19 protein-coding genes and 1 pseudogene are annotated in these 26,611 nt (G+C 58.6%); 9 read left to right on the forward strand and 11 right to left on the reverse strand.

The annotated features are described in order from the left end of the window. Position 1 precedes the first annotated feature (1 nt). Both B3N48_RS19550 and B3N48_RS19555 read left to right on the forward strand, forming a co-directional pair. Positions 2 to 3,313: a UvrD-helicase domain-containing protein gene (locus B3N48_RS19550; protein ID WP_296186597.1), complete on the forward strand. Its 3,312-nt coding sequence runs from the start codon at positions 2 to 4 to the stop codon at positions 3,311 to 3,313. A gap of 153 nt (positions 3,314 to 3,466) precedes the next feature. Beyond that, positions 3,467 to 3,676: a hypothetical protein gene (locus B3N48_RS19555; RefSeq protein WP_296186599.1), complete on the forward strand. Its 210-nt coding sequence runs from the start codon at positions 3,467 to 3,469 to the stop codon at positions 3,674 to 3,676. Positions 3,677 to 3,750: 74 nt separating this feature from the next. Here B3N48_RS19555 and B3N48_RS19560 read toward each other — a convergent pair whose 3' ends face one another. Then, positions 3,751 to 4,335: a hypothetical protein gene (locus tag B3N48_RS19560; protein ID WP_296186601.1), complete on the reverse strand. Its 585-nt coding sequence runs from the start codon at positions 4,333 to 4,335 to the stop codon at positions 3,751 to 3,753. A 483-nt stretch (positions 4,336 to 4,818) separates the two neighbouring features. On the opposite strand from B3N48_RS19560, the gene B3N48_RS19565 reads away from it, so the two are divergent. Further along, positions 4,819 to 5,364: a sce7726 family protein gene (locus tag B3N48_RS19565; protein WP_296186602.1), complete on the forward strand. Its 546-nt coding sequence runs from the start codon at positions 4,819 to 4,821 to the stop codon at positions 5,362 to 5,364. On the opposite strand, the gene B3N48_RS19570 is transcribed toward B3N48_RS19565, so the two are convergent. Beyond that, positions 5,361 to 6,425: a beta family protein gene (locus tag B3N48_RS19570; protein ID WP_296186604.1), complete on the reverse strand. Its 1,065-nt coding sequence runs from the start codon at positions 6,423 to 6,425 to the stop codon at positions 5,361 to 5,363. The genes B3N48_RS19565 and B3N48_RS19570 overlap by 4 nt on opposite strands. 893 nt (positions 6,426 to 7,318) lie before the next feature. On the opposite strand from B3N48_RS19570, the gene B3N48_RS19575 reads away from it, so the two are divergent. The 5 genes and pseudogenes from B3N48_RS19575 (at position 7,319) to B3N48_RS19595 (ending at position 12,931) form a co-directional block, all read left to right on the forward strand. Further along, entirely contained in the window at positions 7,319 to 8,086 is a 768-nt protein-coding gene (locus B3N48_RS19575; RefSeq protein WP_296186605.1) for a hypothetical protein, read from the forward strand. Positions 8,087 to 8,356: 270 nt separating this feature from the next. After that, a complete protein-coding gene (locus B3N48_RS19580; RefSeq protein WP_296186607.1) occupies positions 8,357 to 9,238 on the forward strand; it encodes a restriction endonuclease in 882 nt (293 codons plus the stop codon). A gap of 175 nt (positions 9,239 to 9,413) precedes the next feature. Further along, a pseudogene (gene thyA, locus B3N48_RS19585) lies at positions 9,414 to 9,698 on the forward strand (thymidylate synthase); the annotation flags it as partial. Between the two features lie 330 nt (positions 9,699 to 10,028). Next, positions 10,029 to 11,186, forward strand: a complete 1,158-nt coding sequence (gene cfa / locus B3N48_RS19590; protein WP_296186609.1) for a cyclopropane fatty acyl phospholipid synthase — start codon at positions 10,029 to 10,031, stop codon at positions 11,184 to 11,186. A 296-nt stretch (positions 11,187 to 11,482) separates the two neighbouring features. Continuing rightward, complete coding sequence (locus tag B3N48_RS19595) at positions 11,483 to 12,931, forward strand: catalase (protein ID WP_296186611.1); 1,449 nt, start codon at positions 11,483 to 11,485, stop codon at positions 12,929 to 12,931. A gap of 184 nt (positions 12,932 to 13,115) precedes the next feature. Here the strand turns inward: B3N48_RS19595 and cadR are convergent, their stop codons facing one another. Next, a complete protein-coding gene (gene cadR / locus B3N48_RS19600; RefSeq protein WP_296186613.1) occupies positions 13,116 to 13,574 on the reverse strand; it encodes a Cd(II)/Pb(II)-responsive transcriptional regulator in 459 nt (152 codons plus the stop codon). Between the two features lie 83 nt (positions 13,575 to 13,657). Here cadR and B3N48_RS19605 point away from each other — a divergent pair, with 83 nt between their 5' ends. Then, positions 13,658 to 15,949, forward strand: a complete 2,292-nt coding sequence (locus B3N48_RS19605; RefSeq protein WP_296186615.1) for a heavy metal translocating P-type ATPase — start codon at positions 13,658 to 13,660, stop codon at positions 15,947 to 15,949. 808 nt (positions 15,950 to 16,757) lie between these two features. Here the strand turns inward: B3N48_RS19605 and hutG are convergent. The 8 genes from hutG to B3N48_RS19645 form a co-directional block, all read right to left on the reverse strand. Next, positions 16,758 to 17,561 carry an N-formylglutamate deformylase gene (hutG, locus tag B3N48_RS19610; RefSeq protein ID WP_296186618.1) on the reverse strand — a complete coding sequence of 268 codons (804 nt, stop codon included), beginning with the start codon at positions 17,559 to 17,561 and terminating at the stop codon, positions 16,758 to 16,760. Between the two features lie 43 nt (positions 17,562 to 17,604). Further along, a complete protein-coding gene (gene hutI / locus B3N48_RS19615; protein WP_296186620.1) occupies positions 17,605 to 18,831 on the reverse strand; it encodes an imidazolonepropionase in 1,227 nt (408 codons plus the stop codon). A gap of 130 nt (positions 18,832 to 18,961) precedes the next feature. Further along, complete coding sequence (locus B3N48_RS19620) at positions 18,962 to 20,356, reverse strand: amino acid permease (protein WP_296186621.1); 1,395 nt, start codon at positions 20,354 to 20,356, stop codon at positions 18,962 to 18,964. A gap of 213 nt (positions 20,357 to 20,569) precedes the next feature. After that, positions 20,570 to 22,120, reverse strand: coding sequence for a histidine ammonia-lyase (hutH, locus tag B3N48_RS19625; RefSeq protein ID WP_414704260.1), 1,551 nt, complete (start codon positions 22,118 to 22,120; stop codon positions 20,570 to 20,572). After that, a complete protein-coding gene (locus B3N48_RS19630) occupies positions 22,117 to 23,754 on the reverse strand; it encodes an HAL/PAL/TAL family ammonia-lyase (RefSeq protein ID WP_296186622.1) in 1,638 nt (545 codons plus the stop codon). The genes hutH and B3N48_RS19630 overlap by 4 nt, the downstream gene beginning before the upstream one ends. Positions 23,755 to 23,768: 14 nt before the next feature. After that, the gene (locus tag B3N48_RS19635; protein WP_414704261.1) at positions 23,769 to 24,596 is read right to left on the reverse strand and encodes a quaternary amine ABC transporter ATP-binding protein; all 828 of its coding nucleotides are present in this window, start codon (positions 24,594 to 24,596) and stop codon (positions 23,769 to 23,771) included. Continuing rightward, the gene (locus B3N48_RS19640; protein WP_296186624.1) at positions 24,596 to 25,447 is read right to left on the reverse strand and encodes an ABC transporter permease; all 852 of its coding nucleotides are present in this window, start codon (positions 25,445 to 25,447) and stop codon (positions 24,596 to 24,598) included. Before B3N48_RS19640 ends, B3N48_RS19635 begins: the two co-directional genes overlap by 1 nt. Positions 25,448 to 25,633: 186 nt before the next feature. Continuing rightward, positions 25,634 to 26,599, reverse strand: a complete 966-nt coding sequence (locus tag B3N48_RS19645) for an ABC transporter substrate-binding protein (RefSeq protein WP_296186625.1) — start codon at positions 26,597 to 26,599, stop codon at positions 25,634 to 25,636. Between the last annotated feature and the right edge of the window lie 12 nt (positions 26,600 to 26,611).

The following is a 26,611-nucleotide window of genomic DNA, read 5'->3' on the forward strand; positions in this document are numbered from 1 at the left end:
TATGAATCCTTTCGACCGAGCGCGAATTCAAGCCAACAACACTCGGTCGACGTTGGTGGCCGCAAGTGGTCTGCTGCATCCGACCAGTGAAGAGTTACTGGCCGGCGTCGAAGAGGCGCTGGGTTTAATGGTTGAACCGGTATCACCCGGTTACTACGCTCTTGGCGGCGGCGATGCTTATATCCAGCGTGGCTACAGCACCATTCTGATCCGCAACGATGTCTCAGCCCAGGATCGGGCGTACCTTCTGGCTCATGAGCTTGGGCATTGGTATCTGGATCCGTCCTTGGCACCACCGGGCTCCACGCCGACACCTGCAAGAGTAAGTGACCTGGCAGGTTCGGCGGGTCAAGGGACGGCAGTTCTTGAGGGATATGGAGCGTGGGAACGCCAGGAGCTCCAAGCCAACGTATTCGCGCGTGAGTTGCTACTGCCTCGTTCGTTCGCCAGAGCCCTTTGGCACAATGGCTGGCGATCGCGCGCCATAGCAAACCACTTCTGCCTCCCCCTGGAACTCGTTCGCCAGCAGTTGGCAGATGCATTGCTGCTGCCCGATGTCCCTGCACTTCCCTTGGCTCCGGCGCATCCTCCCAGTGATGCGCAACGTCTTGCCGCCCAAGCGCCTGAGCGGTATGTCAATGTCGTAGCGGGGCCTGGCACAGGGAAGACGACAACCCTCGTGCACAGGGTCGCTCACCTGATCGGCAGTGGTGTGCCTGCCAGCCGAATCTTGGTCATGACGTTCACCAATCGAGCAGCCCAAGAGCTTGTTGAACGGCTAACTGCTGGGAGCGTGCCGAATGCTGCACAGATCTGGGCGGGGACGTTTCACTCATTCGGGCTTGAAATCCTTCGCAAGCACCATTACCTGTTCAACCTCACGCCTCAGATCAAAATCGCTGATCTCTTGCAGCAGGTTCGGTTGTTGGCCGGCGAGCTGCCCAATCTGCGCCTGAATTACTTCTTCAGGCTCCGTAACCCCTACGATTGGTTGCCTGACGTACTTAAGATCATCCACCGGCTGAAGGAGGAGCTGATCTTCCCAGATCAATACGCGGCGATCGTACAGGCGTTGCCCGCCGTCGAAGAGGATGTCGCTCGCGAGCGCAGTGACATCGTCACCCTCTATCGGGCGTATGAGGCTGTGTTACGTCGAGACGGCTGGGTAGACCAGCCGGATCTGTTGGTGCGTCCGACGCTCATGGCACGTGATGATCGGCCCTCTTTGGCACCCTATCTGGAGCAATTCGACCACGTGTTGGTGGATGAGTACCAGGACGTCAACCACGTCATGGTCGAGTTCGTGAAGCGGATTGGCCCCTCCCAGCGCAACCTTTGGGTGGTCGGCGACATTCGCCAGGCTATTCACCATTGGCGGGGCGCGTCGATCCAGAGCCTGCTCAAATTCGATGAGGCTTACTCCACTCGACGTGATGGAGCATCCCTGCAGCGCTACACGCTGGACATCAACCGGCGCTCGTCTCCCGAGATCTTGCGCCTTGTCCAGAAGGCAGGCACGACTCACGTCCTTCAGCCCATCCAGCCGTTGGATCAGGTTTTTCCTTCTCAGGCAGCGAACGGGCTTCTGCCAACTTTAGTGCCTACCTCGTCGAAACCCGAACAGCACCGCATGGTCGCGGCCCAGGTCGAACAGGCCCGAAGCGCCGGGTACCGATATGGCAGCCAAGGCGTTATCAGCGCCACGAACGTCCAGGTTGATGAGTTGGCGCAGGCGCTTGAGCAAGCGGGGATTCCCGTTCTGCATGTCGGCGATTTGAGCCAGCGTGTGGAGGTCAAGGAGTTCATGTGCCTGATGCAGCTCTTGGCTCGACGAAGCCCCAGTGCGCTGCTGGGACTTCAAGGACAACCTGATTTCACCCTGCCTATCGCCGATATCAACCTGCTGATGGAGCTTTCCAAGCAAGGGTTTGAGCATCAGCGTGGCCGATGGCTGCGAACCTCTGTCCCAATCCCAGGGCTTTCTCCTAGAGGGCAGCAAGTCGTCGGGGCACTGCGCAGTCTCCTGCAAGGTAACTCCCGTAGCTCGCGTCCATGGGCGTTCGTCTGCGATCTTCTGTTCGAGCAAGGCTATGGCATGGGCTCGCTTTCTGATCATTCTGTGGCGGCCCAGATTCGGCGCCTTGCCGTCTGGCAGTTTCTCTATGGCGTGCGTAATACCGATGGCGTCGGCAGCCAGGCCACCTTGTCGAAATACCTGATTCGGGAAGACTTCAAGCGCTACATTGGACAGCGTTCCGCAGAGCGCGTGTTGCCACCAGAGGCTGCAGCTATCGATGCGGTCAGGGTCATGACGGTTCATGGCAGCAAAGGACTTGAGTTCGATGTCGTGCACCTAGCCAACGTTGAGCTATCGCGCTATGGCGCGGAGCCCCCGGCTTGGTCATACGAGCGCCAAGGGCTTTTGCTTCCCCCGGAGGCTCTCAATAGCACGCCGCAAATGCGGTCTGAAGGCGAAGCGATCGAGCGCAACAACCTGCTGTATGTCGGCCTATCCCGCGCGAAGAGTCGGCTCCAGGTGTATTGCGGGGTGGATGACTCAACCGTGCCTCTTCCGCTGCGTGATCCGGCTGTTATTGCGCAATATGCTGGGGCGCGTGTGCCAGCGATCTCGGTACCGGCACCGCGTCACCGACCTCTGGTTACGCCTGCCAGCATTAGCTATGCCGCCCTGGATGGCTTCATGACCTGTCCGCTCCAGTACTACTACGGCCATGAGCTCAACTTCCCGGCTGAGCAGGAGATGGATGTCTCCATTCGTGCCAGGAAATCCGTGCTCGTAGGACTTGAATACTTCTACCGGGATGGCATGGCGTCCGATCAGGCGTTTTTGCGGGCATGGCAAGAGAAGTCACTGCCTACTTACGAAGAGGACAGAACGCTGTCTGAGGACGCCTGGGACGCATTCGGTCGCGGAACGGCGCTACTGCCAAGCGTGGTGCAGTACGTTCCTGAAAGCACCTCAAGTGTGAACGGCCAGGTCATCACCATGCCGTGGATGTTGCGCGACGCGGAGGGAGGGCTGATCTGGTTGCGCACTGGTATGAGCCTGGATCAGGTTGCTAAAAACGTGCGGCCTATCATGGAGACTTTGGGTGGAAGTGGATGCCAACGTATGGCTTTGCATTCATTGAGCAGTGGTCGCACTGAGTCCTGCATACCGTCGGCCAGAGCTTCCAATACTAGCCTCTACAAAGCGGTGTCGGCGCTCAGGGCCAGCGACCGCACAGCCCGTAAGGGGAAGCACTGTAATCGCTGTGCGTACACGACGATTTGTGCTCAAAGGCCGGCTTGAGGAGCGTTTCAGGTTTTTGGTTTCTTGGTTTCTTGGTTTCTTGGTTTCTTGGTTTCTTGGTTTCTTGGCTTCGCGGGGCGCAGGAGCGGCAGCTATCAGTGCGTTTTTATGCGCCAGGGTAAAAAGTCAGTGAAGTCTTTTTAGGGTGGGGACATGCTGATTGAGCTCGATTTGAACCATAAAGACGCAGAAGCGCTTTTGCGCCACTGCGCGCAGTACCAGCAAGACTCCGGGGATTTTCGGGAGGATGCCAAGCTTCGGGACGGACTTGAGGCACTTGCAGACGCAATCCACGAGTCGATGAGGGCGGGGAAAGCGCAGAGGGTAAAAAATCTTTGCTATGAGGGTGATCGTGCCCGCTGACGACAGGCAGGCACAATCACGAATAGTTGGGAGTTCAGCACGTTTCCACCGTGCGCCTTTCAGTTCCTTGCCGGCTAGTCGACTCTTTCTGAAAGCTTCAGTATGTAATCAAGTGCCTGTTCCTGGGCATCTTCTTCATCTTCAGTGTTGAAAATGTCCTGGACGGTGTCGTATTCCGGCTCGTCCTCGGGTTCATCCATCATTTCATCGTCCTCATAGTCATCGTCCAGGTCATTGAGGGGTGGTTCTGGATGGTGCGACTGGGAGCTTTCAGTTGCTGGGTTAGGTTGGTTGTCTGCGCTCGGATTGCTGGTGGTGGATGCCGTTTCAGGCGTTGAGCTGCTTGCGGTACCGATCATCTGATTTACCAAGGCATCGGTCTTGGCTTTAGCCTCTTCATGCGTCTTGCCGACATTGACTGAGCTGCCCAGGATTGCTTGATTGATATCAGCCCACGCCTGGACTTCACCGGTAGTCATATTGGTGCCATTTTCCTGGAGAGACTTTCGCATCAGGCCTGACGCTACTGCAGAGTCGTATTCCGCCTCGATTTCCAGGTAATCAGAGACGTTTTTAATGAGGTTTGCCGTACCGCTTAACTTAGGGCTTGGGGCTTCAGGGTCAGGAGATTGACCGTCTGGTGTCGTGTCGTCCGCCATTTCGAATCCTCGTTCGAGTGAGGTCTCTGGAAGTGCCTTACCCTACCGTGAGCCAACCGCGACGTCACTACAGCAAAAGGTGCTAGCCATACCCCTCTATATGCCCAAAACAGCGCCTTGAGGGGGGCGGTTGCAGAGGGCGGCGGCTTGTTCTGCCTGAGACTTTTTGGCCGATCCAAGTAGTGTAGTGGGCATAGCCGTCACGAAAGCCTGACAAGCTGGCCCCATAAGCTCGGCAAGCTATTAGCTTCGGTGCCTATAGCTGGTGAAAGCGATCATCCGCTTACCACCTCTGCGTGAACGTTCTTGCCTTGCGAAGCGCAAACGATCAGTCTGCGGTCGGCCAAGATTAAGCTGAGAAACTAGGAAAGCCCTAGCCCTAGCCCAAGCTTTGCGTTACCTCATCGCCCTCACCCTGTGGCGCTCGACGACCGGATGCTTTTTTAGCGTGAGAAGCCCCAACGGTCTGTCTATAATCCGCGCATGTTGAATCCGACCGAAATCCGCCCAATCCTCAAGCAGTGGGTCGCGAAAGCGATGTCCCACGAAGAGAGTGACGTCTTCATTGAGGAGCTGTGCTTCATCGACAAGGCCAGACGTGCCGATCTCGTTCATGCCAATGGGAAGCTAACCGCTTTCGAAATCAAGTCTCATGCTGACACCCTGGTGCGTTGGGAGGGCCAGCAACAGGCCTACATGGCTTGCTTTGACGAAGTCTGGCTATGCTGCCATTCAAAGCACTTGGTCAAGGCTCTTGAGTCATGTCTCCCGCATGTTGGCGTACTTGTCGTCGATGACTATTCCGGCATGGCGATGATTCGAAAGGCGAAGCCCAACAAGCTTCAAGATAAATTCCACCTTACGGGATTTTTGTGGCGCAGCGAGCTGGACGCACTCGCGAGCCAGAATGGGGTGGCAACGAAAAGTCGCGACCTTATAAAAGAGGTGCGCCGCCAACTGAGCGACGCCCTCCCCATGAGCGTAATCAGGTCACATGTACTGGCTAGCTTGAAGCAACGTTACCGCTAGAGTAAGTCATCGGCATCAAGATCATCGAAACCGTCAGTATCTGCTATGGACTGGATCATGGCGCAAATGTGCTGATTGATCCTGTAGCCATTCCATGTTCCGTTGTTCCCGTAACCGGTAGATGTAGCAACAATTCTGCCGTACTCGCGAGTAGCCCAGCAGAAGTCATCGCCGTGGTAACCGGGCAGCCCTCTGATCTCCTGGGCAATTTCAACGTACCGCACGAATTCCTTATCCGAACCTTTGCGCCGTTGCCACCATTCCGTTGGGGTGTAATAACAGGCAAAAGGAAGAACCGGCATGCCTCGTATGTATTCCATCGGAGCGGTCGGGTTGGTTGCGGCGTAATCCCCATAGACAATATTCGACTCTATAGCACTGGTATCGACCCGTGCTTGCCACGCAACATCGTAACAGGCGGAGGAGCGGGAGGTATTTGAGGCAGGCTTATCGATAGGGAAGGAGGTGCTCATCAGAACCAGTTTCCGTATCTGATAGCTGTTGAGTTGACGCAGCGATACATTGAAATCCGACCCTGAGGCAGTATTGGCCGGAGCGGTGGCACCGAAGTCCAAAATCACAGTCGCGGTGTCCGGGCGTTCAAGAGCATCCAGAATGGATAACAACCTGTTCCACGAAGTCGTAGTGGGCTTTTCTGGGCAGGTAACCCTGATAGCAATATGTGGGAAATCGCCCTGAAGAGCGAGTGCGCTTTGGATGACTGCTCGCTGGGGATCATCATCCACCCAGGACACCACTGGTATAACGTTCTGGTTGATACCTGCCACATCGGAGAAGAAGCGACGTTTGTTCTCAAACGCGCCATGAGGATTGTGCAGGTCATTCGTAGTAATGAAGGCTTCAGCTACGTCTTTCGTTACTCTTGAAACGTCTAGGAAAAAAGGATGCTCAGTCCAATTCGCCAGGAATGTTTGTAGGTGTCTGTCCTCGTCACCCCGCATGTCTAGCAGCGGAGCTACAACGTCCCGCCTGTGGTCTTCCAGATTTATCAGCGCCTTAACGTCATTCTGACCAACGCGCAAACAAGCTACGTATTGCATCCTGCACTCCTTGCATGCTGTGTAAAAACGGCTTAGCCATCCCGCCGAGTGCACAGCGAGTTAAAGGCCCGAGGGTCAGCAAGCGTCGATACACAGGGCATATCGGCGCGTTGCGCAGCCACAGGCCTTTCGTGCTCCCAGCGAGACGGCAGGTGGAGATCTGAACGATAGCACTTGGCCAGTCAATAAAGGCGTTATTGTGTTATTTTTTGGCGATTCGCGGTGTGGGCTGGCCATTTCCGTGGATACCTGAGCATTTCCAGCCGCAGGTTCTGACTGCTGGCATAGCTGGAGCTTGGACGGCGTGCGCACTCGGTTCTTCAGAAGGAGATGGTGAGGATCTGAGGAAGGCGATCAAAATTTTCCATTCCATCAGTATGTTTGGCGTTGGTATACCTCATGTTGGCGCCTTGTACAGATCGCTTTTTCACCCACGCCGTCGATAAAATAAAACTGTATTAACGCTAGCTGATGGGTGGTGTATATGGGTAGCCCAGATTACAAACGCGCTGGGTATATTGATTTATACAATAAAACACTGGCGAGACACTGTGACTGGGAGGTCGAGCTTTTTAACTCTCCTCACGATGGCCAATATTCATTGAAAGTCTTTCGCCTCGGCTCTAAAGAGGGATCTCAAAACGATCATCTTCGATTCTTTATGGGCTGTATTCCACCAGAGACGCCCGTGGGGGCGCTCATCTGTTGCGGCTCGCTGTGCCTGCATTACTACAAGCTGGGTGTCTCGGAGGGTGGCGTTCCGGCCTCCATGTGATGCTCTGTTTTTTTGGAGTGCTGCTGGTGGCTCTACCTTGCGGGTTTCAAGGAGGTAGGCGGTTGTCCCGCCCAGCCAAGCTTGTCACTATGGCTGATTCTTTCAGACGAGAATCAGCATGCGAACAGCACTTCACCGAGACACCCTCCAAACGCTGGATGCTGAGGGCTACGAAGACGCGTATGGCAAGCCCGTCGATCAATACGGCCATGAGGTCGCACGCCCTCCGGCGCTTTGCGAAGTGTGTAGGCAGGATGTGTTCCTTCGGGCAGAGCACAGCAAGAAGCGCACCCCCAATTTTGTGCACTTCGAGGGCAGCGCCTTCTGTCCGATCAAAGCATTCAACGGTGCGGCCTATCGCGCCCTCAACCCGGTACCCGGCAACCCTGCTCACGCACAGGTTCTTCGCGCCGACTTTTTCGCAACGTGGCGGTATCACTGGCACGAGTTCGATCGCATCATCCATTTCGCCACCGTCGAGAGCTTCGTCAGCGTTCTGCAATACGCTGATCGGCATGGCATCTGGCATTACCGGGACATGCGCGTGCAAGATGTCCTGCCCGTGCTCCTGACACTCATGGACTTTCCTCCTCTTAAAAAATCCAAGGGATATCTGCGAGACTACGGCCTGCGGTTTCTTTACGTAGGCACTGTTGCCAATACAAATGAATATTGGAACCTGCCTGCGCATCAGCGGCATCTCATCAGGGCGAAGTATGAGTTTCCGGGGGGAACCAGGACTCTCCAGTCCGATAAAATTTCAGCTAAGCCCTTGGTTGTGTTCGACGCCGCTTATCTCGCGGCTCGATACGATTTGAATCCAAATAATCAGCCAGTGGCGCATGAGGTTGTTGTTAACGCCATGGCTAGGGCGTTTCGGGTATAGATCTAGACGGACTGTTTGGTTGATTTGGCCTTGATTGTTTGTTGAGAGAGCAAAGGGCTAAAGGGGCAGCAAGCGGAGCGCGCCAGGCGTGCAGGATCAAAGCCCGTAGGGCCAAGACAGGCCGGCGCAGCCGGGCGGCTTGGCTCGCGAGAGCCGGCCCGCTAGGGCACGCACACCGTTCATACACACCGTTTACGCCGGATTTTTTCCAGCGGATCAGATAGGGTTCGACAGGTTGCACCGCATTGGAAGCGGTCGGGAGAGGAAGTCGTGCCACGCATCAGCACCGTCGATATGATGTTTTTGGATGTGCTCTTCGAGATGGAAGGCGGCTACGTCCTGGATTTTTCAAACCGAACCTTCTCTGAGTTTTTCGCCAGGGACTTGGGTATCGATATCGATCATCCATCCTTCACTCAGGATGGCACCTCGAAGGGGCGCCGGCTCCGGTGTTTTCTCCGGTTGGCCGATGCCGCCACAGCACGTCGCGCGCTAGAGGCGCTATGGAACTACCGCCAACGCAGGCAGCAGCAGCTTCGGAATGATGAGGCGGTCGTGGATGCGCACGGGCGATTCTCTGCGCTTTTGCGATCACTGGATTCTCCTGGTGGTGCGGACGCTGATCACCGAGCCCCTCCCTTCGCGACAGTGAGTGGGTTTGAACGGGATCAGCGTTTCCAGGCGCTACGGCAGGAACTCTTCGACATCCGAAACCTGGCACCGCAGGCGCGTGGATATGCCTTCGAATCCTTCCTGCAGAACCTCTTCGGATCGTCCGAACTACAGCCGAGAGCGCCTTTCAGGTTGGACGGCGAGCAGATCGATGGCAGCTTTCAACTCGGTGGTGACACCTACCTGGTGGAGGCGAAATGGCTTCAGGGGGTTGTGGGCGTTGGGGAGCTTCATACCTTTCATGGCAAGGTTGATCAGAAGGCAGCTTGGACGAGGGGGCTGTTCATCAGCTATTCAGGCTTCACGGATGTGGGCCTGGAGGCATTTGGCCGAGGGAAGAAAGTGATCTGCATGTCGGGTGAAGACATTTACCTTGCGCTGGGTGGGAAGGTGCCAATTCGAGAGCTCATAGAGCGCAAGGCGAGGATGGCGGCTGAGAGCGGGCGGACGTTCGTGCCTTTTGGTGAGCTTTTTCCCTAGGTAGGGCAAGGTCTCCGGAGTTTTAGGGGCTTCATGGATTCAACCGAAGAATACTGGGTTTATTTACAGCTAGGATGTTGCCTTGTAGCTGTGCAATTTGTATAATGCACATATACCGGATTGGAAGGAAAGAAGCTGTTCTAGGCGTACAGTGCAATAAAGTGGGGTGAGGAGATTCCTCGGCTTGCCGTACAACATCGCCGCGCTCGCGTTGCTGACCCACATGCTGGCGCAACAGTGCGACCTGATCCCCCACGAAATCATTGTCAGCCTGGGCGACACACACGCCTACTCGAACCACGAAGAGCAGATCGCCACGCAGCTGACCCGCACGCCAAAAAGGCTGCCTGAGCTGAAGATCAACCGTCGTCCAGAAAGCATCTACGACTACCGTTTTGAAGATTTCGAAATCGTAGGATACGACGCTGACCCCAACATCAAGGCGCCTGTGGCGGTTTGAGTTTGATGGCTTGCACAGACTGACCTGTGGGCCGGCAAGCCGGCCCCCGCACAAAAGGCGGCACACGGTTTCAACTTCCCTATAAAAACGTGCAGCTCTTTGATGTTCTAACCAGTTAAACCCTAACTTTCGGTTCATTTAATTTAATGAAATTCTGGATTGTTGCAGTTATGTCATAACTGTTTTGCAAGCCAGTAAACAAAATGCGTTCGATAGATATTTTCAATCCATCGACCGGCTATATTGCGTTTAATTCCGGGGTTTGTTTGTTCTATAGTCGGCGTCTACCTATAAGTCTTTAGCCTGACAACGCGTTTGGAATCACCCTCCATGACCACGACGAACTTCAGCACTGATACTTACTCCAGCAACTCCTCAGGTCTTTATCGCACCGCTGCAAAAATCCTCAACGAAGCCGGGATCCAAATCAATGGATCCGCCCCCTCTGACATTCGCTTCAATGGCCCTGGCGTTCTTGAACGGGCCTTCGCCCAGGGAAATCTTGGATTGGGCGAGGCCTACATGGATGGCCAATGGGACAGCGAGCACCTTGATGAGTTTTTTCATCGGCTGTTGAAGACGCGCATGACCGACGACGTCAAGCCGATACGCCTGTTGTTCTACGCGCTCATGGCCAGGTTCATGAACCGGCAGAACATCAAACGCTCCAAAACCGTCGGCGAAGTGCATTACGACTTGGGGAACGACTTCTACTCGAAGATGCTCGACTCGCGCATGACCTACACCTGCGGGTATTGGGAAAACGCGACCACCCTTGAAGAAGCGCAGACTGCCAAACTCGACCTGATTTGTCGCAAACTGCAACTCAAGCCGGGCATGCGCGTGCTGGACATTGGCTGCGGCTGGGGCAGTTTCATGAGCTATGCCGCCGAACATTACGGCGTTGAAGCGGTGGGCGTGAGTATTTCCAAGGAACAGATTGCCTGGGCCAAGGAGCGTTACAAACACCTGCCGCTGGAGTTCCGCTTCCAGGATTACCGAGAGCTGGACGAACAGTTCGACGCCATTGCCAGTGTCGGCATGTTTGAGCACGTGGGTCGCAAGAACCACCGGGAATACATGGAATTGGCGCATCGCTGTTTGAAGCCTGGCGGGTTGTTCCTGCTGCATACCATAGGCAAGAATCAGCGCAACTCCTACCCGGATCCATGGATCGACAAATATATATTCCCGAACGGTGACCTGCCTTCAATCGGTCAAATGGGCGATGCCATGGATGGATTATTTGTGGTCGAGGATTTGCACAACTTTGGCGCAGATTACGACAAGACACTCATGGCTTGGCACGACAACTTCATGAGCGCCTGGCCGCAGTTTGAATCGCAGTTGGGCGAACGCTTCTATCGCATGTGGCGTTATTACCTGCTGTCCTGCGCTGGCGCTTTCCGCGCGCGGGATATTCAATTGTGGCAATGGGTACTCTCCAAAGGCGGCGTGCCGCACGGGTATCATCGCAGCCAGATCTAGGACTCAGCGTTGTAGACATGTGAGAGTGGGCTTGCTCACGAAAGCGGACTGCCGGGCATCATTGTGTGTCCATAGCTCGCATTCGTGAGCACACTCACTCCACCGTTTTTCGCCATCTTTGAAAATGTGCACTGACTATCATGAAACCGATAGTCAATTAACTTCCTCTATGCACCCAGTGCGGCATCACAATGAGCTTCTATCGAAGGTTTTCTTTATCGTTCGCCCATCGAACAGAAATTGGGCGGACTTGAGGAAGGGCCGCTCGGAAAAATGATCCCCGAGGAGAGAAGCGCATGAGCAACAAACTGACGACCGCATTCGGTGCCCCTGTTGTCGACAACCAGAACATCCAGACCGCTGGCCCCCACGGCCCGGCGCTGTTGCAGGACGTCTGGTTCCTGGAAAAACTCGCTCACTTTGACCGCGAAGTCATTCCGGAGCGTCGCATGCACGCCAAAGGCTCAGGCGCATTCGGCACCTTCACCGTGACCCACGACATCACCCGGTTCACTCGCGCGAAAATCTTCTCGCAGGTCGGTAAGCAGACCGAACTGTTCGCCCGCTTCTCAACCGTGGCCGGTGAGCGAGGCGCTGCGGACGCTGAACGCGACATTCGCGGTTTCGCCCTGAAGTTTTACACCGAAGAGGGCAACTGGGATTTGGTCGGCAATAACACCCCGGTGTTCTTTCTGCGCGACCCGCTGAAATTCCCTGACCTGAACCACGCCGTAAAACGCGACCCGCGTACCGGCATGCGCAGTGCGGAAAACAACTGGGACTTCTGGACGCAACTGCCTGAAGCATTTCACCAAGTCACCGTGGTCATGAGCGAGCGCGGCATCCCTCGCAGCTACCGCGAGATGCACGGTTTCGGCAGCCACACCTACAGCTTCCTCAACGCACAGCACGAACGTTTCTGGGTCAAATTCCATTTCGTGTCCCAGCAGGGCATCGCCAACCTGACTGACGCCGAAGCGCAGGACCTCGTGGGCCGTGATCGTGAGTCGCATCACCGCGATCTGTATGAAAGCATCGAAAGCGGCAACTTCCCGCGCTGGAAGCTGTTCGTGCAGATCATGCCGGAGAGGGAAGCGGGCTCCTACCACATCAACCCGTTCGACCTGACCAAAGTCTGGCCGAAGGGCGACTACCCGCTGATCGAAGTGGGCGTGTTCGAGCTGAACCGCAACCCGGAGAACAACTTCGCTGACGTCGAACAGGCCGCGTTCGCGCCCTCCAACGTAGTGCCGGGTATCAGTTTTTCGCCGGACAAAATGCTGCAAGGCCGCCTGTTCTCCTACGGCGATGCCCAGCGCTACCGCTTGAGCGTCAATCACCACCAGATTCCGGTGAACTCGCCAAAAGCAGCGCTGCACGTCAACAGCTACCACCGCGACGGCCTGATGCGCATCGACGGTAACCGTGGCGGCATGACCTCGTACGAGCCCAACACCAAAGGCGCGTTTCAGGAGCAGCCGGATTTTCGCGAGCCGCCACTGTCCATCGAAGGTGCAGCAGGTCACTGGAACCACCGCGTGGACGATGACTACTTCTCGCAGCCGGGCAACCTGTTCCGCAAGATGAGCCCGAAAGAGCAGCAGTCGCTGTTCGACAACACCGCACGTGCCCTGCGTGGCGTGTCGGCGCCGATCATCGCACTGCACATCAAGCACTGCAGCTTGGCCGACCCAGCGTACGGCGCGGGTGTGACTGAGGCGGTGGAGCGAATTCACCACGGCTAACGGTGGCTGTTGCACGAAGCCCCCAACCTGGCTGACGGGTTGGGGGCTTTTTTGTGCTCGAAACAAACGCGTTTCTTGTAGGAGTGAGCTTGCTCGCGATGACGTCGTATCAGACCCATCTTCATTCCCGAGATATTGCCATCGCGAGCGAGCTCACTCCTACAGGTCAGGCGTTCCTTCAGATTCAATGCCCATGACTACGCCCCACATGTGAGTGCTCGACATCAGCGGCGACGACGCTGCCGCTGATCTCGAGTCGATCCAGAATCCCGCAATGGTCCGACGCGCCCTCGCTGCAACGCTGTCGCAAATCCATCAGTTGCGCTTGCAGGGCTTGAAGGCTAGAAAGTCGTGCGCTGACGTGCTGGATATGCTCGTCGATCAACGCGTTCACGTTTTCGCATTGATCCTGTGGGCTGTCGCGCAAGGCCAGGAGGCTACGGATTTCATCCAGCGTCATGTCCAGACTGCGGCAGTTGCGGATGAAGGTCAGGCGCTCGACGTGTTCCTGGGTGTACAGACGGTAGTTGCCGTCGCTGCGCGCAGGCTCGGCCAACAGCCTTTCGCGCTCGTAATAACGGATGGTTTCCACCGGGCAGTCGGTCAATTTAGCCAATTCGCCGATCTTGAAAGATGCGCTCATGTCACTGATCCCGTTTTGAGGCTTGACCCTATAGTGGCTACAGGGTGTTCACTTGGCAACACGCACACCAAGAGACTCCGTCGATGAGTGACTCTCGCCACAAACATTCCTCTCACGATCACGCAGGTCACGACCACAGCGGTCATGCACATGCGGGCCATAGTCACGTTGTTCCCAAGAAACTTACGCCTGTTGGCAAACACGATCACGCCGATCATGCCTGCTGCTCACACGACAATGCGCCTGCCGTGGTCAGCGTGGGCAGCGGGTCGATCGACGGCGCTCGGCTCAGCCGTTTCCGCATCGAAGCGATGGACTGCCCCACCGAGCAGACGTTGATCCAGGACAAACTCGGCAAGATGTCGGGCATTCAGAAGCTCGAATTCAATCTGATCAATCGCGTGCTGGGCGTCTGGCATGAACTGCCCTCGACCGACCCGATTCGAGAGGCCATCAGCTCGCTCGGCATGCAAGCGGACGTGATGGAAGAGGGCGCAGCCCAAGAGACCGAATCGCTGCCGTCGCCGAAAAAGCCATGGTGGCCGCTGGGGCTGTCCGGTGTTGCAGCGGTAGCGGCGGAAGTCATTCATTTCACCGACGCGGCGCCCACGTGGGTTGTGGCATTGATTGCGCTGGTTGCGATCTTCAGCGGCGGTTTGACCACGTACAAAAAGGGCTGGATCGCGCTCAAGAACTTCAACCTCAACATCAACGCCTTGATGAGCATTGCCGTGACCGGTGCCGTGTTGATCGGACAGTGGCCGGAAGCGGCGATGGTGATGTTTCTGTTCACAGTGGCCGAGCTGATTGAAGCCAAGTCGCTCGACCGCGCGCGCAACGCCATCGGCGGGTTGATGCAGCTGACGCCCGAGGTGGCCACGGTGCAGCAGGACGGCCAGTGGGTTGAAGTCGAGGTCAAGGAAATTGCCTTGGGAACCGTGGTTCGGGTCAAGCCGGGCGAGCGGATTGGCCTGGACGGCGAGGTCGTGGCGGGGCAGTCAAGCATTGATCAGGCGCCGATCACGGGGGAGAGCCTGCCGGTCGAGAAGACTGTCGGCGACAAAGTGTTTGCCGGAACCATCAACCAGGCCGGTTCGCTGGAGTACAAGGTCACGGCAGCGGCGAACAACTCGACGCTGGCGCGGATCATTCACGCGGTCGAGGCGGCGCAAGGTGCACGTGCGCCGACGCAGCGCTTCGTCGATAGCTTTTCAAAAATCTACACGCCTGCGGTATTCGCGCTGGCGCTGGCGGTGGCTGTCATTGCGCCGCTGTTCATGGGCGCGGCGTGGTTCGACTGGATTTACCGCGCGCTGGTATTGCTAGTGGTGGCGTGCCCTTGTGCGCTGGTGATTTCCACGCCGGTGAGCATCGTCAGTGGCTTGGCAGCGGCGGCGCGCAAGGGGATTCTGGTGAAGGGCGGCGTCTATCTGGAAATGGGCCACAAGCTCGATTATCTGGCGCTGGACAAGACCGGGACCCTCACTCACGGCAAACCGGTGCAGACCGATTACGTGTTGCTCGACGAGGCGTTCGGCGAGCGCGCGTTGGCGATTTCAGCGAGTCTGGCAGGGCGTTCCGATCACCCGGTCTCGCAGGCGATTGCGACGGATTTCGGCAAGGACGGGCACCTGCCTGTGGAGGCGTTCGAAGCGTTGGGCGGGCGAGGTGTGAAGGGCGAGGTCGAAGGCCGGTTGTATCACTTGGGCAACCACCGGCTGGTACATGAGTCCGGGCTGTGTTCGCCTGAGCTGGAGGCGCGCCTTGAGGTTCTGGAAACCCAGGGTAAGACCGTGGTGCTACTGTTTGACGAGACACGCCCGCTGGCGCTGTTCGCCGTGGCGGATACCGTTAAGGACAGCAGCCGAGAAGCCATCGCGCAATTGCATGCATTGGGCGTGAAGACCGTAATGCTGACGGGCGATAACCCGCACACGGCCAAGGCAATTGCCGCGCAAGTGGGGATCGATCAGGCCCTAGGCAATCTGTTGCCTACCGACAAGTTGCAGGCGATTGAAGCGCTCTACGCGCAAAATCATCGTGTCGGCATGGTCGGCGACGGCATCAACGACGCCCCAGCCCTGGCGCGGGCCGAGATCGGTTTCGCCATGGCCGCTGCCGGGAGTGACACCGCCATCGAAACCGCTGACGTGGCACTGATGGATGACGATTTGCGCAAGATTCCGGCATTCATCCGCCTGTCACGAGACACCGCCGCCGTCCTCAAACAGAACATCGCACTGGCGTTGGTGATCAAGGCAATCTTCCTGGCCGTGACCTTCGTAGGCGTCGCGACCATGTGGATGGCGGTGTTTGCGGATATGGGGGTGAGTTTGCTGGTGGTGTTCAACGGGTTGCGGTTGTTGAGGAAGTAGTCTTTGACCCAAACCTACTGCCAAGCCCAATGCCTGTGTGCAGGCTTGCTGGCGAAAGCGGAGTGTCAGTCTGCCCACCAGTGACTGGCATTCTGCATTCGCCAGCAAGCCGGCTCCCACGGGTACCACGTTGTTCGCAGATTTTATGACCTATGCACGATCGTTGTGGGAGCCGGCTTGCTGGCGAAGGCGGAGTGTCAGTCAACCCAGCACTGACTGACACACTGCATTCGCCAGCAAGCCGGTACCCACAGGTACGGTGTTGGTCGCAGATTTTATGACCTATGCACGATCTTTGTGGGAGCCGGCTTGCTGGCGAAGACGGAGTGTCGGTCTGCCCACCAGTGACTGGCATTCTGCATTCGCCAGCAAGCCGGCTCCCACGGGCGACCATGTTGGTCGCAGATTTTTATGGCGTATGCATGATCTTTGTGGGAGCCGGCATGCTGGTGAAGACGGAGTGTCAGTCTGCCCACCAGTGACTGACACAATGCTTTTGCCAGCAGTCCGGTTCCCGGAGGTACCATATTGGTCGCAAATTTTTATGGCCTATGCATGATCTTTGTGGGAGCCGGCTTGCTGGCGAAGGCGGAGTGTCAGTCAACCCACCAGTGACTGACACAATGCTTTTGCCAGCAGTCCGGTTCCCGGAGGTACCATGTTGGTCGCAGATTTTATGACCATGCACGATCGTTGTGGGAGCCGGCTTGCTGGCGAAAAAGAAGTATCAGTCAACCCACCAGTGACTGACACACTGCTTTCGCGAGCAAGCTCGCTCCCACGCCCTTCGGGCAGACGCGCTTCGGCATTATTTCCCGTACTTTTCCCGCCCCCAGGCGATCATCGCGTCCAGCAATGCTTTCAAGACGTCACGTGTGGGGTCGGCAAGGTCTTTGCGGTAGTGGAACGGGACGAACTCGTCCATGTAGGTGCTCTGCGCCAGTTCCAATTGAACGGCGTGGATGTTTTCTGACGGGTTGCCGTAATGCCGGGTGATGTGGCCGCCTTTGAAGCGCCCGTTGAGCACATGGCTGTAGCGCTTGGCGTCGGCGCAGATGGCATCGAGGCGTGTTGCCAGTTCGTGATCGCAGCTGGCGCCGTTGAACGTACCGAGGTTGAAGTCCGGCAGCCGGCCCTCGAACAAGTGCGGAATGTGGCCGCGAATCGAATGGGCGTCGAACAGCAGCGCATAGCCGAATTCAGCGCGCAGGCGTTCTAGCTCCGTGCGCAAGGTGTCGTGGTACGGCGTCCAGATCTGCTCCAGATAAGCCGCGCGTTGCTCCTTGCTCGGCGCTTTCCCTTCCTTGAACAGCGGATCGCCCTCGAACAGCGTCGACGGGTAGAGACCCGTGGTCGCGCCTGCATACAACGGCGTGTCGTCGGACGGGCGGTTGAGGTCGATGACGAAACGCGAATACTCGGCCGCCAGTACGCTGGCCCCCAGGTCGTAAGCGAAATCGTAGAGGCGCGGGATGTGCCAGTCGGTGTCTGGCAGGCTCACGGCCTCGTCCACCAGACCGTCACGCACCTCGGGCGTCAGATTCAGGCCTGGGTGCGGCATGCTGATCAGCAGCGGTACGCGACCGCGAGTGAAACTAAATACCTTGTCCACGGTGTTCTCCTGATTAGTCTCTGCACGAAACGTCTTGAGACGCTCAAAACCTTTCGTACGGAGTCTCGAAACGACTTTCTACGCCGTGACGCACGACGCGTTTATCCAGATCCCCGCCCAACCAGTAGGCCAGATCAGCGGGCCGTTCGATATTCCAGGCGACGAAATCCGCGACCTTGCCAACTTCCAGCGAGCCATGGCTCTCGGCCAAGCCCAACGCCTGCGCAGCATGAATGGTCGCGCCCGCCAGCGCTTCTTCGGGCGTCATGCGGAACAGCGTGCAGGCCATGTTCAGCATCAGCCGCAGCGACAGGCCCGGGGAGGTGCCGGGGTTGAGGTCGGTGGCGATGGCGATTTTAACGCCGTGTCTGCGCAAGGCATCCATCGGTGGCAATTGCGTCTCGCGCAGGAAGTAGAACGCGCCCGGCAGCAGCACGGCCACGGTGCCGGAAGCGGCCATGGCGACGGCGTCTTCTTCGGTCATGAATTCCAGATGGTCAGCGGACAGCGCCTGATAACGCGCCGCCAGGCTCGACCCGTGCAACGACGACAACTGCTCGGCGTGCAGTTTCACGGGCAATCCCAACTGGCCTGCGGTGATGAACACCTGCTCCACCTGCGCGGGGGAAAACGCCAGGTATTCGCAGAAGGCGTCGACGGCATCCACCAGGTTTTCTGCCGCCAGCGCGGGCAGCATATCGCTGCAGATGTGGGCGATGTAATCGTCGGCGCGATCTTTGTATTCGGGGGGCAGGGCGTGGGCGGCGAGGCAAGTGGTGCGCACAGTGACCGGGAGTTCTTTCCCCAATCGCCGCGCGACACGCAGCATTTTGCCCTCGCTCGCGAGGTCCAGCCCGTAGCCGGATTTGATCTCGATCGTGGTCACGCCGTCCCTGAGCAAATGCCGCACGCGGCGCTCGGCACTGGCGTAGAGCTGTTCTTCACTGGCCGCACGTGTGGCTCGGACCGTACTGGCGATGCCACCCCCTGCGGCCGCGATTTCGGCGTAGCTGACACCTTGCAGACGCTGCTCGAACTCACCGCTGCGATTGCCACCGAACACGGTGTGGGTGTGGCAATCGATAAGGCCCGGCGTGAGCCAGGCGCCGTTCAGGTCGACCGTGTCGATGTCGCCTTGATCCGGCAATTCGCTACGGGGGCCGATCCAGGCGATGAGCGCTCCGTCGGTCACGATGGCGGCGTTCTCGATGACCGAGTACGCGCCGTTTGCCATGGTTGCTGCGTGACAGTTATGCCAGAGCGTTTTCATCAGTGCCTCCAGAGAACGAAACGGTAGAGAACCTGTAGGAGTGAGCTTGCTCGCGATGACGGTGTGTCAGCCGGCATAGATGTTTCTGACCCGGCGCAATCGCGAGCAAGCTCACTCCACAGGATTTGTGTCATCCGACAGATCGATGTTTGATCAAGTCTTGTTTTGGCCTTACCCAAACCCGATACGCAATCACCAGCATCCCAATCCACACCGCGCCGACCACCAGCGCCGCTTGGGTGTCCGGGAAATAGCCCAGCACCACAAACACGAACACCATGAACGCCGTAGCGGCGATTGGCGCGACCGGCCACCACGGCACCGGGAATTTCAATTGCGCGACTTCTTCCGGGCTCATCGAGCGGCGCATGGCGATCTGCGTGACAAGGATCATCAGCCACACCCACACCGTTGCAAACGTCGCGATGGACGCGATCAGCAGGAATACGTCTTCCGGGATCAGCCAATTCAACACCACCCCGCACAATAACGCTGCGCCCATCACCAGGACGGTCATCCACGGCACGCCGTTAGCCGATAATTGCGCGAATCCCCTGGGCGCCTGGCCCTGAATCGCCAGGCCGTACATCATGCGACCGGCGCCGAAGATGTCGCTGTTGATCGCTGACACGGCGGCCGAGATCACCACGATGTTGAGGATGATGGCCGCCGAGGAGATCCCAAGGTTGTCGAAAATCTGGACGAACGGGCTGCCTTGGCTGCCGATGTTCTGCCAGGGGTACAGCGACATCAGCACGAACAGCGTCAGCACGTAAAACAGCAGAATGCGCAGCGGCACAGCGTTGATCGCGCGAGGAATCACCCGCTCCGGATCACGCGCTTCACCGGCTGCCACCCCGATGATTTCGATGCCGCCGAACGCGAACATCACCACCGCCAGCGCCGCGACCATGCCGCCGACCCCATTGGGCATGAAGCCGCCTTGGGTCCACAGGTTGCTCACATGGCTGACGCTGTCGCCGCCGGACGAACCGATGCCGAACAACAGAATGCCGAAGCCAGCAAGGATCATCGCGATGATGGCGCCGACCTTGAGCAGCGACAGCCAGAACTCGGTTTCACCAAACACTTTGACGCTGCAGAGGTTGAGCGCGCCAATCACGAACACGATCCCCAGTACCCAGATCCAGCGCGGGACGTCGGGGAACCAGAAGCCCATGTAAATCCCGAATGCGGTGACGTCGGCCAGACAAACGATGATCATCTCGAAGGCGTAGGTCCAGCCGAGGACGAAACCGGCCAGCGGACCCAGGTATTGCGTGGCGTACTCGCTGAATGAGCCGGACACCGGGTTGCGCACAGCCATTTCCCCCAGCGCGCGCATGACCATGTACACCGCTGCCCCCGCGATGAGGTAGACCAGCAAGACAGCGGGGCCGGCCAGTTTGATCGCCGACGCCGAACCATAGAACAGCCCGGTGCCGATCGCAGAACCCAGCGCCATGAAGCGAATGTGTCGGGCGCTGAGCCCGCGTTTCAGATCTGTTGCGTTTTGCGGTTTCATTTCACGCGTTTCCTAGTCTTTCCTTGTGCTGAAATGAGGATGGGCACCCAATCCTGTAGGAGTGAGCTTGCTCGCGATAGCGGTTTGTCGGACACGCAATTAGCGCCTGATGAACCGTCATCGCGAGCAAGCTCACTCCTACACGGCGGTGGCCAAACGCCAAAAGCGCTCCCACCTTCATTTCAATGACAGGCCGTCCCTGGCCTGTCCCGATCAGAAGCTCGGCAGCAGGTCAGCGGACACCAGTTCGCTGAGGCAATTGGATGCCAGCAGCGCGGTAGCGGCCTCGATGTCAGGGGCGAAGAAGCGGTCTTTTTCGTAGAACGGGACTTTGCCGCGCAGAGTGGTGCGGGCGATTTCCAGTTTTTCCGAGGTCTTCAGACCATTACGCAGGTCCAGGCCCTGACACGCAGCCAGCCATTCTACAGCCAGCACGCCCCGTGTGTTTTCCGCCATTTCCCACAGACGCTTGCCGGCGGCCGGGGCCATCGACACGTGATCTTCCTGGTTGGCCGAGGTCGGCAGGCTGTCGACGCTGTGCGGATGAGACAGGGCCTTGTTTTCGCTGGCCAAGGCCGCCGCGGTCACTTGCGCGATCATGAACCCGGAGTTCACGCCGCCATTGGCCACCAGAAACGGCGGCAGTTGCGACATGTGCTTGTCCATCATCAACGAAATGCGGCGTTCGCTCAGCGAGCCGATTTCAGCGATCGCCAGCGCGATGTTGTCGGCAGCCATGGCCACCGGCTCGGCGTGGAAGTTGCCGCCCGAGATGACTTCGCCTTCGGCGGCGAACACCAGCGGGTTGTCGGACACGGCGTTGGATTCGACGGCCAGCACTTCAGCCGCTTGACGCAGCTGGGTCAGGCACGCGCCCATGACTTGCGGCTGGCAACGCAGCGAATACGGGTCCTGAACCTTGTCGCAATCGCGATGGGAATCGGACACCTGGCTGGTCTCGCCCAGCAGGTCGCGATAGGCCGCAGCGGAATCGATCTGGCCGCGCTGGCCACGGGCCGCATGAATACGGGCGTCGAACGGCGAGCGCGAACCCAGTACGGCCTCGACGGTCAACGCGCCGCAGCTCAGGGCGCCAGCGAACAGGTCTTCGGCTTCGAACAGGCCACGCAACGCATAAGCGGTCGAGACCTGCGTGCCGTTGAGCAGGGCCAGCCCTTCCTTCGCAGCCAGGGTCAGCGGCGTGAGACCGGCCACCGCCAGGGCTTCGACGGCGTTCAGCCACTGGCCCTTGTACCGCGCCTTGCCTTCGCCCAGCAGTACCAGCGACATGTGCGCCAGTGGCGCGAGGTCGCCGGATGCACCCACCGAGCCCTTGAGCGGGATGTGCGGATAGACCTCGGCGTTGATCAGCGCGATCAGTGCGTCGATCACCTGACGCCGGATACCCGAGAACCCCCGGCTCAGGCTGTTGACCTTGAGCACCATGATCAGACGCACCAGCTCATCGCTGATCGGCTGACCCACGCCCGCTGCGTGTGACAACACCAGCGAACGCTGCAGGTTTTCAAGATCGGCGCTGGCGATGCGGGTCGACGCCAGCAGGCCGAAACCGGTGTTGATACCGTAGGCCGTGCGGTTTTCGGCGAGGATCTGTTCGACGCACGCCACGCTGTTTTCGATCGGCTGATCGGCGCTGGCGTCCAACGTGAGGGTCACGGGTTGCTGATAGATCGCGCGCAGTTGCGCCAGGGTCAGCTGGCCGGGGATCAGGTTCAGCGGGGTCGCCTTTTGGGTGTCGGTCACGATGCTGCTACTCCTTCGTTGATGTCGGTCGCGTGCCTTGAACTGGCTCCTGCCTGTTCCGCGCTTGTGGCGCTCGGCGTGCGACTGTTGTGGTGATGGGCTGCCGCGTAGTCGCGGCATACCTGAAAAACGGATTCCAATGATTCTTCATTCTTGAGCAGGGTGACGCTGCTGGCGATGTCCGGGGCCAGCCAGCGGTCTTCGTCATAGGCCGGAACGCGCTCGCGCAACAGACGCCACGCCGCTTCGGTGCCCACGCCAAAACGCGGGCCTTTGAAAAATTCGAACGCTTGAGCGGCGAGCAGGTACTCGATGGCGAGGATCTGCGTGACGTTCTCCAGCACCTTGTGCAGCTTCAGCGCGGCGCTGGTGCCCATGCTCAAGTGGTCCTCCTGAAGCCCGGACGTCACGTAGTTGTCGATGACCGCCGGTTGCGCCAACTGGCGATTTTCCGCGCACAGGGACGCAGCGACGTATTGCACGATCATCATCCCGGAATTGACCCCCGGCTGGCTGACCAGAAACGCAGGCAGGCCGCTGACCGTGGGGTTGATCAAGCGGTCCAGACGCCGCTCGGCAATCGAGCCCAGCTCAGCCATGGCGATTGCCAACAGGTCTGCGGCCATCGCCACCGACTGACCGTGGGGGTTGGCTTGAGAGACCACGCGATAGGCCTCGGGCGTGCCCAGCAACAGCGGGTTGTCGGTGGCGGAGTTGAGCTCGGTTTCGATCTGCTGCGTGGCATGGGCCAATTGGTCGCGGGTGGCCCCATGGACCTGCGGAATCGAGCGGATGCTCAAGGCGTCCTGTGTGCGGATGCCTTGGCTGTTGGCCAGCACCTCACTGCCGGCCAGCAGGCCGCGCAGGTTCTTGCCCACTTGCTGCATGCCCGGATAGGGCTTGAGCGCAATGATCGTTTCATCGAACGCGTCCAGCTGCCCGCGCAGGCCCTCGAAGGTCATGGCACTGATCACGTCGGCCCATTGCATCAGGCGATTGACGTCGGCGATGGCCAGGCAGCTCAGGCCGGTCATGCACGGCGTGCCGTTGACCAGGCACAATCCGTCCTTGGCACCCAGTTCGACCGGCGACAAGCCTTCCTCGCTCAGCGCCTGCAACGCCGACACCATCTGCCCGCGGTAGCTGACCTGACTCACACCCAGCAGCGCAACGCCGATGTGCGCCATGTGGGTCAGGTAGCCGACCGAACCTTGGGACGGTACTTGTGGCGTGATGCGACGGTTGAGCAAGGCCAGCAGGGCCTCGACCACTTGGCGATGAATGCCTGACTTGCCTTGCGTATAGTTGATGATCGCGGCGCAGATGATCGCGCGGGTCTGCTCATCGGGCAGCGCCGGGCCGACCCCGCAGGCATGGCTGAGCAGGGTGTTGCGCGACAGGCGGCCCAGTTGCTCGCCTTGCAGCGACACGTTGCACAGCGCGCCCAGCCCGGTGTTCACGCCATAGGCGCGTTGGTCGCTGGCAACGATGCGCTGCACGATGGCCTGAGCGTTGTCGATCCGCGCCCAGGCGCTATCGGACAAGACCAGCGTGGCGCCGTGACGTGCCACGGCAGTGACGTCCTGCCAAGTGACCCGTGCATCGCCGATGATCAACTGTTCTGCTCGCGACATGACTACAGCCGTCCTTAAAGGGTCGCCACTCGCCGCTGAACGAAACGGTCAACGTAGTCGTCAGCAGGTGAGTAGAGGATTTCTTTGGGGGTGCCGACCTGAATCAGCCGGCCGTCCTTGAGAATGGCGATGCGGTTGCCGATGCGCACGGCCTCATCGAGGTCGTGAGTGATGAAGACGATGGTCTTCTTCAGTGTCGATTGCAGTTCCAGCAACTGGTCCTGCATTTCGGCGCGGATCAGCGGGTCGAGGGCGCTGAAGGCTTCGTCCATCAGGATGATGTCGGTGTCGGCTGCCAGGGCGCGAGCCAGGCCCACCCGTTGGCGCATGCCGCCGGACAGCTGATGCGGGTACTTCTTCTCATAGCCTTTCAAACCGACGGTGGTGATCCAGTGCTGCGCGCGCTCGGCACATTGAGCCTTGCTTTCGCCGCGAACCGCCAGGCCGTAGGCCACGTTGTCAGCGACGGTCTTGTGCGGCAGCAGGCCGAAACTCTGGAACACCATGCTGATCTTGTGTCGGCGGAAGGTGCGCAGCGCTTCCATGTCGTAGGTCAGGATGTTCTCGCCATCCACCAGAATCTCGCCACTGGTGGGGTCGATCAGCCGATTGAAATGGCGCACCAAGGTCGATTTGCCGGACCCCGACAGGCCCATGATGACGAATATCTCGCCGCTGCCAATGGACAGCGACAGGTCGTTCACGCCCACCACGCAGCCGGTCTGCGCCAGGACTTGGTCCTTGCTCTGGTTCTGCTGGACCATCGCCAGCGCATCCTTGGCGCGGTTGCCGAAGATTTTGTAGACGTTCTTGACCACGATTTTGTTGTGTTCAGCGCTCATCACTTGCTTGCCTCGTGCCGTGGGCGGCCATAGGCCTGCGTGATGCGGTCGATCACGACCGCCAGGATGACGATGGCCAGACCGGCTTCCAGGCCGCGACCGACGTTGAGGGTCTGAATGCCCACCAGCACGTCTTCACCCAGGCCGCGGGCGCCGATCATCGACGCGATGACAACCATCGACAGGGCCATCATGGTGGTCTGGTTGATCCCGGCCATGATGCTCGGCAGGGCCAGCGGCAATTGCACGCCGAACAGCTGCTGCCAGCGGTTGGCGCCGAATGCGTTGATCGCTTCCATCACTTCGCCGTCGACCTGACGAATGCCCAGGTCGGTCAGGCGAATCAGCGGCGGCGCAGCGTAGATCACCGTTGCGAAAATCGCAGGCACCTTGCCCAGACCGAACAGCATCAGCACCGGGATCAGATATACGAAGCTCGGCATGGTCTGCATGATGTCGAGCAGCGGCATCAGCACCGAACGCAAGCGATTGCTGCGGGCCGAGAGAATCCCGAGGGGCACGCCGATCAGCACCGAAATGAACGTGGCTACCAGCATCAGGGCCAGGGTTTGCATCAGCTTGTCCCACAGGCCGACCGCGCCGACGAGGAACAGCAGACCCACGACCACCACAGTGGTGGTGAATTTACGCGTGGCGTGCCAGGCGATCAGGCCGACGATCGCCAGCAACACCCACCACGGCGCCACCCGCAGAAGGCCTTCGAGCTTGACGATGGCCCACAACAGCGTGTCGGAAATGTGCCTGAACACGTCGCCGTAATTGGTGACCAGCTTGTCGACCCAGTCGTTGACCCAGTCGGCAATGGAGAACGTGAAGCTTTCGGGGAACATAGTCTTGTCTCGATCTGTGAAGTTTTCGCCCAACCTTTGTAGGAGCGTGGCTTGTCCCGCGATCTGCCGCGCAGCGGCAGTAAATCCGGCAAACGGGGTGTATTTGATGCACCGCATTCTCAGGTTTTACGACCGGTTCCCGGTCGATCGCGGGACAAGCCACGCTCCTACAAATCAGGCTACGAATCAGAGAGAAGCCTCTACCTTCTTGGCAGCGTCTTCGCTGACCCACTGATGCCAGACCTCAGGATGTTCCTTGAGGAAAATCTTCGCCAGCTTCGGCGACTCGATGCGGTCTTTGGTCATGCGGGCCAGGTTCTCGTTGAGCAGGTCGATCGGGATGTTGACCTTCTCCAGCACCGCCACCAGCTCTGGCGCCTGATCATGGAAGGTCTTGGACAGGCCGACCTTGATGTCGATGGTCTTGTTCACGCCCGCTTTCTCTTCCAGACGCACCATGTCCACCTGACCCATCAGCGGCGTGGGCGTCCAGTAATAAGCCAGGATCGGCTCGCCGCGTTTGTAGCTCGACAGGATTGCCGCATCCAGCGCCGGGCCGGTGCCGGGACGGAAGTTGGTGTACTTGCCTTCCAGGCCGTAGCTCTTCAGCATTTCGGTATTTTCCAGTTCGCAGGTCCAACCGGCCGGGCAGTTATAGAACCGGCCCTTGTCTGGCTCCTCGGCGTCCTTGAACAACTGCGAATATTTGCCCAGATCGGCAATCGACTTCAGGTCGGGCGCCTTGGCTTCCAGCTTGCGCTTGGCGTCGCCTTCGATCACGTAGCGCGGCACGTACCAGCCTTCCACCGCGCCTTTGACCGGCGCGCCGACACCCACGACCTTGCCGGCGGTTTCGGCCTTGTTCCACACCTCGCTGCGACCTACCCATTCTTCGGCAAACACCTGAATGTCATTGGTGCTCAGGGCGTTTTCCATGGTGATCGAGTTGCCGGGCAAGCTGTCGGTTTCACAGCCGTAGCCTTTGTTCAGCACCACTTGCAGGACATCGGTCAGCAGCATTGCGCTTTCCCAGTTCAGACCCGCGAATTTCACCGGCTTGCCGGACTCACACCATCCCGCTGCCTGACTAACGCCGCTGGCGAGCAGGCCCGCGGTCAGCAAAGTGGATAGCAGGGCTGTTTTAGTTTTCATCGTGTGACGCTC

The sequence above is a fragment of the Pseudomonas sp. UBA1879 genome, assembly GCF_002338065.1.
Classification (GTDB): Bacteria; Pseudomonadota; Gammaproteobacteria; order Pseudomonadales; family Pseudomonadaceae; genus Aquipseudomonas.

Excerpts from the sequence above, each read along its gene's own strand:
- B3N48_RS19550 (WP_296186597.1), top strand. The coding sequence starts at position 2 with ATGAATCCTTTCGACCGAGCGCGAATTCAAGCCAACAACACTCGGTCG.
- B3N48_RS19555 (WP_296186599.1), top strand. The coding sequence starts at position 3,467 with ATGCTGATTGAGCTCGATTTGAACCATAAAGACGCAGAAGCGCTTTTG.
- B3N48_RS19560 (WP_296186601.1), bottom strand. The coding sequence starts at position 4,335 with ATGGCGGACGACACGACACCAGACGGTCAATCTCCTGACCCTGAAGCC.
- B3N48_RS19565 (WP_296186602.1), top strand. The coding sequence starts at position 4,819 with ATGTTGAATCCGACCGAAATCCGCCCAATCCTCAAGCAGTGGGTCGCG.
- B3N48_RS19570 (WP_296186604.1), bottom strand. The coding sequence starts at position 6,425 with ATGCAATACGTAGCTTGTTTGCGCGTTGGTCAGAATGACGTTAAGGCG.
- B3N48_RS19575 (WP_296186605.1), top strand. The coding sequence starts at position 7,319 with ATGCGAACAGCACTTCACCGAGACACCCTCCAAACGCTGGATGCTGAG.
- cfa (WP_296186609.1), top strand. The coding sequence starts at position 10,029 with ATGACCACGACGAACTTCAGCACTGATACTTACTCCAGCAACTCCTCA.
- B3N48_RS19595 (WP_296186611.1), top strand. The coding sequence starts at position 11,483 with ATGAGCAACAAACTGACGACCGCATTCGGTGCCCCTGTTGTCGACAAC.
- cadR (WP_296186613.1), bottom strand. The coding sequence starts at position 13,574 with ATGAGCGCATCTTTCAAGATCGGCGAATTGGCTAAATTGACCGACTGC.
- B3N48_RS19605 (WP_296186615.1), top strand. The coding sequence starts at position 13,658 with ATGAGTGACTCTCGCCACAAACATTCCTCTCACGATCACGCAGGTCAC.
- hutI (WP_296186620.1), bottom strand. The coding sequence starts at position 18,831 with ATGAAAACGCTCTGGCATAACTGTCACGCAGCAACCATGGCAAACGGC.
- B3N48_RS19620 (WP_296186621.1), bottom strand. The coding sequence starts at position 20,356 with ATGAAACCGCAAAACGCAACAGATCTGAAACGCGGGCTCAGCGCCCGA.
- B3N48_RS19630 (WP_296186622.1), bottom strand. The coding sequence starts at position 23,754 with ATGTCGCGAGCAGAACAGTTGATCATCGGCGATGCACGGGTCACTTGG.
- B3N48_RS19635 (WP_414704261.1), bottom strand. The coding sequence starts at position 24,596 with ATGAGCGCTGAACACAACAAAATCGTGGTCAAGAACGTCTACAAAATC.
- B3N48_RS19640 (WP_296186624.1), bottom strand. The coding sequence starts at position 25,447 with ATGTTCCCCGAAAGCTTCACGTTCTCCATTGCCGACTGGGTCAACGAC.
- B3N48_RS19645 (WP_296186625.1), bottom strand. The coding sequence starts at position 26,599 with ATGAAAACTAAAACAGCCCTGCTATCCACTTTGCTGACCGCGGGCCTG.